The organism is Psychrobacter sanguinis (assembly GCF_020736705.1).
Taxonomy (GTDB): domain Bacteria; phylum Pseudomonadota; class Gammaproteobacteria; order Pseudomonadales; family Moraxellaceae; genus Psychrobacter; species Psychrobacter sanguinis.
Genome location: NZ_CP085990.1, coordinates 316675 through 329410, shown reverse-complemented (window position 1 = coordinate 329410; position 12736 = coordinate 316675). Strand labels below are relative to the sequence as shown.

General features: G+C 41.8%; 10 protein-coding genes. 6 read left to right on the top strand and 4 right to left on the bottom strand.

What is annotated here, in order from left to right; all coding sequences use genetic code 11:
- Window positions 1–309 precede the first annotated feature (309 nt).
- The gene (locus LK453_RS01395) at window positions 310–1371 is read left to right on the top strand and encodes a cell division protein ZipA C-terminal FtsZ-binding domain-containing protein (protein ID WP_201526715.1); all 1062 of its coding nucleotides are present in this window, start codon (window positions 310–312) and stop codon (window positions 1369–1371) included.
- A gap of 175 nt (window positions 1372–1546) precedes the next feature.
- Here the strand turns inward: LK453_RS01395 and LK453_RS01390 are convergent, their stop codons facing one another.
- The 4 genes from LK453_RS01390 to LK453_RS01375 form a co-directional block, all read right to left on the bottom strand.
- Complete coding sequence (locus tag LK453_RS01390; RefSeq protein ID WP_227673728.1) at window positions 1547–2329, bottom strand: SDR family oxidoreductase; 783 nt, start codon at window positions 2327–2329, stop codon at window positions 1547–1549.
- 247 nt (window positions 2330–2576) lie between these two features.
- Complete coding sequence (locus LK453_RS01385) at window positions 2577–3308, bottom strand: histidine phosphatase family protein (protein WP_201526713.1); 732 nt, start codon at window positions 3306–3308, stop codon at window positions 2577–2579.
- A 161-nt stretch (window positions 3309–3469) separates the two neighbouring features.
- A complete protein-coding gene (locus tag LK453_RS01380; protein WP_227674476.1) occupies window positions 3470–4681 on the bottom strand; it encodes a phosphotransferase family protein in 1212 nt (403 codons plus the stop codon).
- Between the two features lie 101 nt (window positions 4682–4782).
- Complete coding sequence (locus tag LK453_RS01375; protein ID WP_201535337.1) at window positions 4783–6024, bottom strand: acyl-CoA dehydrogenase family protein; 1242 nt, start codon at window positions 6022–6024, stop codon at window positions 4783–4785.
- A 416-nt stretch (window positions 6025–6440) separates the two neighbouring features.
- On the opposite strand from LK453_RS01375, the gene ligA reads away from it, so the two are divergent.
- From ligA to LK453_RS01350, 5 genes are all read left to right on the top strand, one after another.
- Window positions 6441–8489, top strand: coding sequence for an NAD-dependent DNA ligase LigA (ligA, locus tag LK453_RS01370; RefSeq protein WP_227674477.1), 2049 nt, complete (start codon window positions 6441–6443; stop codon window positions 8487–8489).
- A gap of 442 nt (window positions 8490–8931) precedes the next feature.
- Window positions 8932–9957 carry a M23 family metallopeptidase gene (locus LK453_RS01365; RefSeq protein WP_201535343.1) on the top strand — a complete coding sequence of 342 codons (1026 nt, stop codon included), beginning with the start codon at window positions 8932–8934 and terminating at the stop codon, window positions 9955–9957.
- 109 nt (window positions 9958–10066) lie between these two features.
- Window positions 10067–10525 (top strand): bactofilin family protein, encoded by a 459-nt coding sequence (locus LK453_RS01360; protein ID WP_201526700.1) that lies wholly within the window; start codon window positions 10067–10069, stop codon window positions 10523–10525.
- Between the two features lie 368 nt (window positions 10526–10893).
- A complete protein-coding gene (locus LK453_RS01355) occupies window positions 10894–12159 on the top strand; it encodes an NAD(P)/FAD-dependent oxidoreductase (RefSeq protein ID WP_201535346.1) in 1266 nt (421 codons plus the stop codon).
- Window positions 12160–12302: 143 nt separating this feature from the next.
- Window positions 12303–12641, top strand: a complete 339-nt coding sequence (locus tag LK453_RS01350; RefSeq protein ID WP_201526696.1) for a RidA family protein — start codon at window positions 12303–12305, stop codon at window positions 12639–12641.
- Window positions 12642–12736: the final 95 nt, after the last annotated feature.

The window sequence follows — 12736 nt, the reverse complement described above, 5'->3', positions numbered from 1 at the left end:
GTTTAGTTTCTAGATCTGCTATTCCATTAAATCTCTGCTGATTGACATAATTTGGCGTAGTTTATCGTTACATTGGTAAGATAGATTCATTGTGCTATATGACGTTAAAATGAAAGACAAATTGGCATGAGTTTTAAGCATTACTTACTCGAATAGACCAGTCATTAACCTTAAATTTTTTCTAAATCACTAACGCTTTTAGATTTGCTCTAAATAGTTATCTATTGCTTGTCATCACTAATGACGAGCGAGGGTAAGCATGGTAGACTAACAGCGTTTTTTCTATCTCAATTTTAGGACGCGTACATCATGACCACCGTAGACTATATTTTAATTATTATCGCTGTTGTAATTATGGTGGTAGGTCTTTATATGATTATTCGCGGCATGTTAAACCGCAAAGCCGAGACCAACTCACAAGCGGTTATTCGTGATAAAAATGGTATCCCTATTATCCCTCGTCATGAACGAAAATTGGTTGAAGAATATAAGCCAGAAGAGATGATGGAAAGTGAAACGGTTATTATCCCTGACCGCGAGCATCTACAGCCGATTATTCACGAAGAATCAGCCATGCCTACGCATCATGAGTCTGTTCAACAGCATGCTTATGAACCTGCGACAATGGAAGACTATGCAGATCATGAGACAGTGGCAACTCCGCCAAAGACCACTCATTTTACCAATCCTTCTGCCTCGCAGAATAACAGACCCGGTAATGGTACCCATTCAGCGGTTAATCAGCAGTCAACCGATATGGATCTTACTGGATTACAGATTGATGATTGTGAAGATGATGTCTTCTCTAGTCTGGCGTCTGCGACTGAAAAATTGATGCCTGTTATTGAAACTGCACAAGAGCGTGATTTTGAAGAAAATAGTCCGATGTTAGACCATCATTTACTGGCAGAAGCGGATCAAGATCAGAATAGCCCTTTGAATCATGCTCAAGAAAACATCAATATTACTTTGATGCCTAAAAACAGTTACGACCTTATTGATGGTAGAACCATATTGTCTTTGGTGTCTCAGTATGGCCTAAAATATGGGGCGATGAACATGTTCCATCGTTATGAAAACAAAGATGGCTCAGGCATCTTATGGTTTAGTATGATGGGTATTAATCACGATGGGATTACGCCATTTGATTTGAATTTACTACCCACGTCTAAATACAATGGATTGGTACTGTTTTTATCCTTGCCACACCCTAAAGCCATGCAGGGATTTGATACCATGATGAGTGTGGTTAATTTAATCTCTAATGATTTAAATGCAGTCATATTAGATGAAAATAATGAAATAGTAACACGTGAGCGTAGACAGCAGTTGCGCGCGCAGGTGCAAGAATATCAGGCAGCAATGCGTTAGAGATTGTCTTATAAGGCTTGTCCTTGTCATTTTAAATAAAAAGCCGTCGCTTGAGTTAAGCGACGGCTTTTTTAATTCAATAAATTATTATAAGAGAGAGTTTAGAACGTAAAAGGCTATAAGAGGCAAGACTATGAGAGTCAGAGCTATGAGAGGCAGGGTTTTAAGAAACAAGTTATCCTAATTTATTGACCAAGTGCAAGGGTAGGTGCTTCATCGCTTTACCAATGACCATCCAAGGTAGAGCAGGGACACAGGCTTGTTCTACGCCAGATTCAATGGCAGCAACTAAAGCATTACTTCCGGTCACTTCATCCACTTCAAAAGCCAGCTTCGGTGCTCCCTCGTTAATTTCAGTGCGAATATAGCCCGGATAAATCGTGGTCACTTTGATCGGTAACTTGTCCGCAATCATTTCTGCACGAATACCCTCTGCTAAATGAGCTAATCCTGCTTTACTGGCAGCATAGACCGTTAAGTGTTTGGGCATCCCCCGCATTGCAGACATACTAGAGATGGCGACCAAGTGGCCAAATTTTTGTGCACGGAATATTTCCATAGCGGCTTCACATTGGGCCAACGCAGAGATAAAATTAATTTCAGCGGTGCGGCGGTTGATATGAAACCGTCCTGTGCCTACTCGGCGGCCCTCACCAACACCCGCATTAACAATGACGCGATCAATACTATCAAACAGGTGTTGAAACTCTTTAAACGTTTCAAATACGGCGTCATAGTCACTGACATCGAGCGCCTTTAGTTCGACCCGAATTTCAGGGTTCTCCGCCAGTATTTCGGCTTTGAGTGTTTCTAAACGCTCAATACGCCGCGCACAAATGGCCAAATTGTAACCAAGCTTACCAAAGATTCGTGCCATACCGGCACCGATACCTGAACTGGCACCGGTAATAATGATGGTTTTGTCTTTACCAATTTTGTCCTTTATCAGGCCGCTCATGTCCGGATTTTGTAGCAGGGTTTTGGTTTCTGCAATTTTGGTTTGCACCGTGTCCATAACTCCTTTTTGCAGGGTGCCCAATAGCGAGTTTTTCATAAATATCCTTATTATCTGAAATACGGGTCTATGGCTCAGTATGCATAATACTGTCATACTGAGCGTTTATCTTGAGTAATGATTTAACCAGCAACTTAGCTAATAATTAAAACAGTAATTTAAATGACAACTGAAACAATTTCTAAAACGATTAGTGCCATGACACCAAGCTTTGACCTTCATGGTACAGATGGCTGTGTTCATTTAAAGACAGCAATTTGGGTGAGTCGCCCTTTAGAACCACGGCGGTAACTCCCGTATTAATCAAACTACGGTTTATCTGATAAGCAGTCGTACTCAGATTGTCACTGCCTGATTTTAGCAAACTGGCCGCAATGGCCGCGATAACTCCACCTGATGTAAACGTTAACACCGTATTGGCTTCTTGCTGCTGAGCATATTCAATAACCTGCTGTAGCGCCTGCTGTACCCGTGCATTAAATTGCGACCAACTTTCTAAATAATCAGCATCATGCTCGCCTGAATGCCAACGAATCATGGCCTCATTAAAAAGCTCGGCCAAACGTACTTTAGGGACCGGTGCTTGCGCCACCGCAGCCATTACTCCAGCTTCTGTGGCAAAGCTAGGATTGAATTTAATAAACACATCTTTATGGTTGAACTCATTAAATGGTTCAATGATTTTAGGTTCAGATAGCTCTGGGTTGACTATACCTTGTTGCTTATAAGCGTTCAAAAAATGCGCCGCTGAGTGTTGTTGACGTACCAGACTGCCACTGACAATCGCATCAATTTTACGTTGTGTAGAGCCATAATGGCTGCCCAACAAAGCAGCTTGTTTTTCTCCCAGGGGAGATAGTTTGTCGTAATTACTTTGACCAAAAGAGGCCTGCCCATGTCTGGCAAATAGCAGAGTAGTCATAGTGTCCTTTATTCTTAAAGTTTTAATTGTATTTAATCAATCAATGACGGGTATCCGCACCATTCATCTTGTTAATTTTTCAACTCATGGCTGATGACTTATAGTTTGTACTTATAATTTATAAGTGACTAATTTATAAGGGCATAAGATCAGCCAATCACTTAGGGTACCCAGCGTTCGGCTAGCGATTGAATCGGTTTGGGTAGTGTGTTTTTATCGACAACCCGTAAGGCTTCATGTTTGGCAATAAGTTTTAAAGCGCGGGCATGAATCGCGTGAATAATAATCCAGAAGTTTTTAAAAGCAAGATTGTCGGTTTGCTTGTGGTAATAACGGTAATAAATTTGCTGAGCAATACCCGCTAAACGGAATAAGCCAAATACTTCGTAGAAAGTCCAGTTGCTACTGTCCATGCCGGTCTTTTGCAGATAATAATTCACCACCTCCTCACGAGTCATCATACCTTCTAGATGGGTGGGTTGACGGCGGGATTGACGCATAATTTTATTGTCGTCAGCTTGAACCCAATAGGCTAGGGCACTGCCTAAATCCATGAGCGGATCGCCCAAAGTGGCCATTTCCCAGTCCAATACCCCAATTACCTTAGTCGGCTGCTCGGGGTCTAACACCACATTGTCAAAACGCCAGTCATTGTGAATGACGCAGATACGACTGTCCTCTGGAAGATTGCGCTTTAGCCACTGACGCACAATAAAGAAACTCGGCACATTAGGGGTCTTGGCTTTTTTATAGCGCTTGTCCCAGCCCATAACTTGACGCTCGCAATAGCCTTCCCCTTTGCCAAGGGCGCTTAACTCTGGGTTATTTTGATAATCGATTTGGTGCAGTTCGATTAAGGCATCGATAACATTGGTACACAAGTTACGAACCTCTGTGCTGTCTAGATTTAGAGATTTGGGAAGATTGGCACGAGGGATGATACCCACTAGGCGCTGCATTACATAGAAATCACAGCCAATCACTGAATCATCGGTACACAGTGCAATCATTTTAGGCACATAAGGATAATCGTCGGCTAAGGCCTGTTGCACCTTATATTCACGTACCATGTCATGAGCGGACTTAGCTTTGGTACCCGCCGGCGGACGACGTAGAATCAAGTCCATATTGGGGTACTGCAAACGGTAGGTCCAGTTGGAGGCGCCGCCTGAAAACTGAGTCACTTCTGGCTCGCCTTCAACCTCAATGCCTTGTGAAATCAGCCACTGCGTCACTGCTTGGCTGTCTAAAGCTTCGGAATCACGAACTTTACCTGCTTTATCAATAACCGTGTTTTGGTCAGGGGCTTCTCGGTTACTGGTTTTTTGGTTGCTGGCTTGATGCTCAGTAGCTTGAGGTTGACGGGTACTCATAAAAATCCTTTTTATATGTTTGGTTGAAATTGTGCGCAAAATGCATGAGGTTCTAAATGTCATTTGCGCTTAATGCACTGTGCTCTAAAGAAGGTCCGTTATCACTTAGAACGGGGGCGGCTATAGCCTAATTTTTTTAGCTCAAGTTTGGCAATCATGGTTTTATGCACTTCGTCTGGGCCATCTGCTAAGCGTAAGCTACGAGCTTGGGCATAAAATCTGGGTAACATGGTGTCTTGACTAACGCCCATACCACCATGAATTTGCATCGCCATGTCGACCACTTCTTGCAGCACAGTTGGGGCAACCACTTTAATCGCTGAAATTTCAGTTAATGCCGCTTTTATCCCTTTCTCGTCCATTTTTTGGGCGGCATATAAGGTCAATAAACGGGCTTGATCAATTTTAACTCGGGCATCAGCAATGCGTTCCATATTGCCGCCAAGCTGTAGGATAGGCTTGCCAAAACCGGTACGACTCATACCACGGTGAACCGCCAATTCCAATGATTTTTCAGCAGCGCCAATGCAGCGCATACAATGGTGAATACGACCAGGACCTAGGCGACCTTGGGCAATCTCAAAGCCCATGCCTGGACCACCAATGATATTGTCTACAGGCACTCGGACATTATTAAATTCAACCTCACCATGACCGTGCGGCGCATCATAGTCCCCAAATACCTGTAACATACGCTGAATACTGACCCCTTCAGCATCAATCGGTACTAGTACCATAGAATGCTGATGATGACGGTCTTTGTTGTTATCTGGGGTATAGGCCATAAATATTATGAAATCGACGTCAGGATCACCAAGACCAGAGGACCACCATTTGCGGCCATTTAGCACAATCTCATCACCTTCAATGATTGCCGTCGCTTGCATATTGGTGGCATCACTTGAGGCCACACTAGGCTCAGTCATGCAAAATACGGAGCGCGTTTTGCCTTCTAGCAGTGGGGTAAGAAAACGCTGTTTTTGAGAGTCATTACCATATCGCCATAACAATTCCATATTGCCACTATCAGGGGCATTACAGTTAAAGATATTAGGGGCAATAAGACTGCGGCCAGTTAATTCAGCGATGGGCGCATAGTCAGTAACCGATAAGCCAGCACCGAGCTGATCATCGGGCAAGAACATATTCCAAAGACCTGCCTGTTTCGCTTTTTGGCGTAGACTATGATATTGCTCTGGCCACTGCCAAGTACGCCAATCGCCACTGGGATTAAGGGCGTGACACTGTTGCCAGAAGTCATCTTCAATGGGTTCGATTTCTTGCTGGATGAAGTCTTGGGTACGTTGATAGAAATCTTGAACACGTTCACTGATATTGAACATTATAAATTCCTTTTTATAGACGAGAGTCGTGTTATTTAATGAGGGAGCTATCGATTGGCAGGCCTCTTCTTGCCAGACCACTGCTCAATAAACTGACTGAAAGCGTAAGCTTATCGCTAATTATATAAAGAAGCAAAGCAATAGGTCATGAGTAGACAATAAAGTTGACAAAAAATAGCGGATTTTAAATAACGTCCTAGACTCTAACTGTATCATTAAATTAGGAATTTTTTGTTGTTTGCTTCTGACCGCATAGTGTTTTTTGGTTAACAACCTGCTGACTGTCTTTAGTTTATCTCGGCAGCCACAAACGAAAATTGTTATCATAATAGTCCCAATCTTTTAGACCATTTAGGGCGACTCATAGCAGACCCTTTATGACAAAAATAACTTCCAATAAAAGTCAGACTACTAAAATGAATGCCATCAAATCGCTTAATCAAGAGCAGCAAGATATTGTAGCCAAAATGCGTACCCTGATTACCGAGGTGCGTAAACATAACAATGCCTATTATGTGATGGACGAGCCGACCATAAGCGATAACGAATATGACCAATTACGTTTGAGCTTGATTGAGCTTGAGGAGCGTTATCCCGACTTAACCCAATCGGATAGTCCTACTGCCAGTGTTGGGGATAATCCTTTGCCATCATTTTCTCAAGTACAGCATGATATTCCCATGCTGTCTTTGGGTAATGTATTCAATAAAGAGGAACTGGCAGAGTTTATGCGCCGGGTGAATGATCGACTCAGTAGCAACAACAAAAACCCAGCGTATGAGATGGAGTTAAAACTAGATGGCTTAGCAGTGTCATTGAAATATCAGAATGGTCGCTTTGTCAGAGGCGTGACTCGCGGAGATGGCCAAACGGGTGAAGACATTACTCAAAACGTAAAAACCATTAATAACATACCTTTAGTGCTTGAGGCAGCATTTGATATTGAAGTGCTTGAAGTGCGAGGGGAAGTACTGATGCCCAAAGCTGGCTTTGAGCGTCTAAACCGAGAAGCAAAACAGGTCGATGGTAAAATCTTTGCCAATCCGCGTAACGCTGCGGCCGGCAGCTTGCGTCAGTTAGATCCTGCTGTGGCAGCCAACCGTCCTTTGGCTTTTTATGCGTATTCTGTGAATCAAGGCTTGCCTGAGCATATTGTTAATCAATCTGAAGCCTTAGGTTGGTTAAAAGAAATTGGTTTTACTGTCAGTGCCGTAAAAGTAGTCAACGATCTGGAGGAGGCTCAAGCTTATTATGAGTCAGTGATTGAGGAGCGCAGTGGCCTACCTTTTGAAATTGATGGTACCGTTATCAAAGTCGATAATTTACAGCTACAAAGCGAGCTTGGTTACCTATCGCGTGAACCACGTTGGGCCACAGCGTATAAATTCCCTGCTGAAACAGTCATGACTAAGCTTAACGCTATTGAATGGCAAGTAGGGCGCACCGGTCAGATTACGCCCGTAGGCAAGCTTGAGCCAGTACAAGTAGGCGGTGTTACGGTCAGCAATGTGACCTTGCATAATATTGGTGAGATTCAGCGCCTTGACGTGCGTGCCGGTGACACCGTAAGTGTGCACCGTGCTGGAGATGTGATCCCGAAAGTAACCCGCGTCTGGCATGAGCTGCGTCCTGAAGACTCACAGCCAGTGACTCTGCCGACTCATTGCCCAGTGTGTGACTCTCCAGTTGTGTTGCCAGAAGGCGAGGCTTTGGCCCGCTGTACCGGAGAGCTGTTTTGTCCGGCGCAGCAGCAAGAAGCCTTGATCCACTTTGTGTCTCGTAAAGCCATGGACATAGACGGATTAGGGGAGCGTTGGTTAATTAGCTTCTTTGAGCAAGGCATTGTTAAGACAGTGGCCGATATCTATCATTTAGAGCAACATAGAGAAGCGCTTATTAACTTTGAAAAATTAGGTGAGAAATCAGTCAACAATCTGCTAGCCGCGATAGATAATAGTAAAAAAACCACTTTATCTCGTTTTATTTATGCCATAGGTATTAAAGGGGTGGGTGAGACCACCGCTCAAAATTTGGCTCAGCATTTTGGTGATTTACCTGCTCTGATGGATGCTAGTATCGAGTCATTAGAGGCGGTGCCAGATATTGGTACTATTACCGCAGAACAGATCTATGACTTTTTCCGTGCCAAACACAATGTAGAGGTTATTGAGGCCTTAATAGAGGCAGGCGTGCATTGGGAAAAAGTAGAACAGATGGAGGCAGAGGGTTTACCTTTAGACGGTGAAACGTGGGTAATTACTGGCACGTTGGTCGAAAGTGGTATGTCACGCGATGATGCTAAGTCGAAGCTACAAGCGTTAGGTGCAAAAGTATCGGGCAGTGTTTCAGCTAAGACTTCAGCTCTTCTGGCAGGTGAGAAAGCTGGCTCTAAGCTGACTAAGGCACAGCAGCTTGGGGTGCGAGTGGTTGAGGAAACTGAATTCTTACAGATGATTCAAGATTAACGTCTCATTGTAGAACAGCGAACTATCGCATTTAAGGACGTTTAATATGACTTTAAAAAAGGCAGCCTAGGCTGCCTTTTTTAATAAGTTATTCATTATAACGTCGTTACCTTTTGAGCATAAGGTATAGTAATGTCATATATTAATTAGGAAAACACAGGCTTATATCAATCAAGTTAAAGAAAATACGTATTAATGGAAGTAGCAGAATCAAATAATATAATGTAAAAAATTGTAAATTTAATTAATTTTATGTTAATATATTTCTAAATTGTTATTTTATTGTAATTATAGTTGTAACTAATGATTTAGAGAATTTGGACATTTGTTGCCAATAAAATTTAATTTACAGGTTTCAGTTAAATTGAATTGAGCTGGCTTTAACTTTATTAAACCCAGTATCCCTTCCATTACCTTGAGCAAGTTTACTAGAGCATAAGCTATGGAAAGACTTAGCGCCTATATTAATTCCAAACTAAAAAAACTTATCTTAAAAAATAAGCGAACCAGTATTAGACAGAATACAACCCTCCTTATTATCGATGTAGATAAAACTGAATCAATCAGTGTTAACACACGTTTGATTAGATCATTCAAACCTATCGTCATTATTTCGGCCGTTACTCTGATACTGTGCGTTACCCTCATTATTATATTGATAGGTTTAAGTGTCAAAAAAAGTATACAAGTACAACAGGCTAAAAAAGCAGAAGCAGAAGCCTATCAAGCGACGCTTGATCTGCAAGACACTGTAAAAAAGCTTCAGATGCAGTCTTCAAAAGAATTACAAGAAAAACTAGGGACCTTGGAAGCAACGGGTAAAACGGTTAATGAACTGCAGTATTACTTAAAAGAGCGGGGTATTAAGCTACCAAAAGTTGCCCCGAATGATAATTCTAAAAGCGTCAAAGATAATAACGACCAAGCTTCTGACAAAGTATTGAAACAAACCACTCTAACAAGTGATTTTAAAAATCATAGGGGTGGTCCTTTGATTAAAGATGTCAGTCATATGCGACAGTATGCGCAACAGATAAAAGTCTTAAATGGTATAGCACGAAATGTGCCTATAGGGCTGCCCCATAGGGGAGCATTATCTTCACGGTTCGGAAAGCGCTCAAACCCTTTTACAGGTCGGTCCTCTGAGTTTCATCATGGCTTAGATTTTAAAGGTAAAACGGGTCAGCCTATCAAAACCACTGCCGACGGCGTTGTTGTTACCGCAGGTAAGTTAGGGGGTTATGGCTTAGCAGTTAAAGTCAAACATGGCTACGGTTATATGACTGTCTATGGGCATCTATCTAAAGTTAATGTGTCAGTTGGTCAAGAACTCAAAGCGGGTAATGTGATTGGTAAGCTTGGCTCAACGGGTCGTTCTACAGGGCCACACTTACATTATGAAATACGGCAAAAAGGTCTCTTTCTAGATCCTGAGGGTTTTATTAGCCTTACTTCTTCCGCGCATTAAATCTTATATCGTCTTTAATAGCTATGGCGGTGATATTTCAATAGTAGCTGTTTTCTTATTTAAGTTATGACAATCAACAATCATCATTTATTTTTATTAAGGTAAACCAATGTTTGGCAGTCGAAGTGATAAACAACCCAATAAAGCTAACTCGATTAGTTTTGCAAAGTCAGCAAACTCAAACAATATTGACACTTTAATAAGTGACGCCTGTCAAATCACAGGTGATATTAACAGTGAAAAATCTATTAAAATCGATGGACAAGTTACTGGCAATGTATGTGCTAAAGGCACAATAGTTATATCATCAACCGGTCGTATAATCGGAGATATCAACTCTGAAAGTCTAATCGTTTATGGAAATATTGATGGCAATAGCGTAACTCAGGAAATTCATCTGCAGCAAGGTGGCCATGTTGAGGGCAATATTGAAACTCAAAGTTTACAGGTCGAACCAGATGCAACCTATAATGGCGTCATATCCATGACTCAGCGTCTTGCACACACAATACCTGTATTGCCTTACGCTACTGAAAATATGTTGGATGACGAAGAAGCGGCATCATAGTACTCTCTCAAGTGTTATAAAGATGTAATGTATTAAATAATACAGTTTTTTAATAAAACCTCTTAAGCTAGTTTATGAGGTTTTTTTATACATAAATTTCACCTATTTATTGGTATTCTAGATATTGGATTAAAGTTTAGTAAAAGGCAGGCTAGGCTGCGTTTTTTAATTTTCAATTTTTCAAAATAAAACTTGATAAACGATTGATAAACTCAATCAATTTAGTGGTACTTTGTGCTCATAAAAGCGGTATCATAATGCAATGCACGACTCATCTATAAAAAATTGTGGGGCGTGCTTTTTTTATTGAATAATTCAACTTGTTAGCCTGACAGTTTGATTTACTGGACCAGGTAAAAGGAAATTTTATGCAATACGACGTTATTGTGATTGGCTCAGGTATGGTAGGCACCTCTATTGCATGGCACCTACAAAAAAATAACTCTAAAGTGTTAGTGATAGATAAGAAGGCCCCAGGGGAAGAAACTTCATACGGAAATGCAGGTTTGATCCAAAGAGAGGCGGTATATCCAAAAGCTTTCCCACGTGAAATGGGCGAGATTTTCAGAGTACTTCCTAATACCAGTACCGATATTCGTTATCGTTGGTCTGCTTTGTTTAACTATCAAAGTGCGTTATATCAGTATTGGACCAACTCAGTTCCCAAAAAACTAACAAAAATTGAAGATGAGTGGGCCACTTTAATTGAGCACTGTACCAGTGAGCATGACGTAATGATTCAAGCGTCAGGCGCAGATGATTTAGTACGTAAAGGCGGTTGGTTTGAAATTTACCGCACCCAAAAAAAATATGATGAAGCCATTAAGCTAGCAGAAAGAGCGGCCACGAAAGGGGTACAGTATAAGCTGCTAACCCCTGAAGAGTTAAAAGAATTTGAGCCAAACGTTAATTTCGAACCTTTTATCGGGGGTATTCATTGGCAGAACTCTTGGCAGGTAAAAAACCCAAGCCGTTTGGTTAAAACCTATGCCAAAAGCTTTGAAGCTATGCAGGGTGAAATTAAACAAGCTGCAGTAAAAAATATCGAGCAAATGGAAGACAAGAGCTGGCAAGTTACCGTTGAAACCAATGAAGGTGAGACAGCGGTTTATACCAGTACGAATGTGGTTATTGCGGCAGGGCCTTGGTCAACCGAACTAACCCGCCCACTGGGTTATAACTTCCCTCTATTCCCAATGCGTGGCTACCATCAGCATTTCAAAGTCAGCGAAGGTAACCGTATCGGTCATAGCTTATTTGATGCCGAAAAAGGCTATCTAATGGGCCCAATGGAGCAAGGTATTCGCATTACCACGGGTGCTGAAATGACCACTTTGAATGCGCCAAAGAATTTTGGTCAGCTTGAAGCGGTATTGAAAATCGCCAAAGACGTATTGCCCTTAGAAGAAGCGGTTGAATCAGAAGCGTGGTGTGGGTCTAGACCTTGTATGGCTGATATGAAGCCTGTTATTGGTCCAGCACCTAGACATGAAAAATTGTGGTTCGCTTTTGGCCATGCGCATCAAGGCTTTACATTAGGCCCAGCAACAGGACGTTTGGTGGAAGAGATGATCAATGATAAGCCTTTATACATTGACGCCACGCCTTTTAGTGCTGAGAGATTTGGTCGTTAATCTGCCAAATTATTTATCTACCGAATTGTTAATTTACCAGGCTATTACTTTATCAAGCTGATAATTTACAATATTTCAGTCAATCGTTAGCCTTATTGAGAACGTACGACCAACTTTAAGGTTAAATAAAATAGAGAATAACTATGCAAAAGTTACACAGCAATCAGCGCATGAGTAAAATCGTGATTCATAACGATACTATCTACTTATGTGGACAAGTGGGCAATGCTGAGGACGATATTTCAGCACAAACCTTGACTTGTCTACAGAAGATTGAAGCCTTGCTACAAGAAGTAGGGAGTGATAAGTCTAAAATCTTATCGACCACTGTTTGGCTAAAAGACATGGCAGATTTTGCTGCGATGAATGCGGTATGGGATGAGTGGTTTAGTGATGTACTTCCCCCTGCTCGTGCTTGTGGTGAAGCCGCATTGGCCCGTCCTGAATTGCTGGTTGAGATGATAGTTATTGCCGCTGTTTAGAACAGACGATAACGATTTACGAAAATAAAGGTAGTGAAAAAGGCAGCCTTAGGGCTGCCTTTTTTATGTTTATCAATAAATGCTAATAGCTTTAT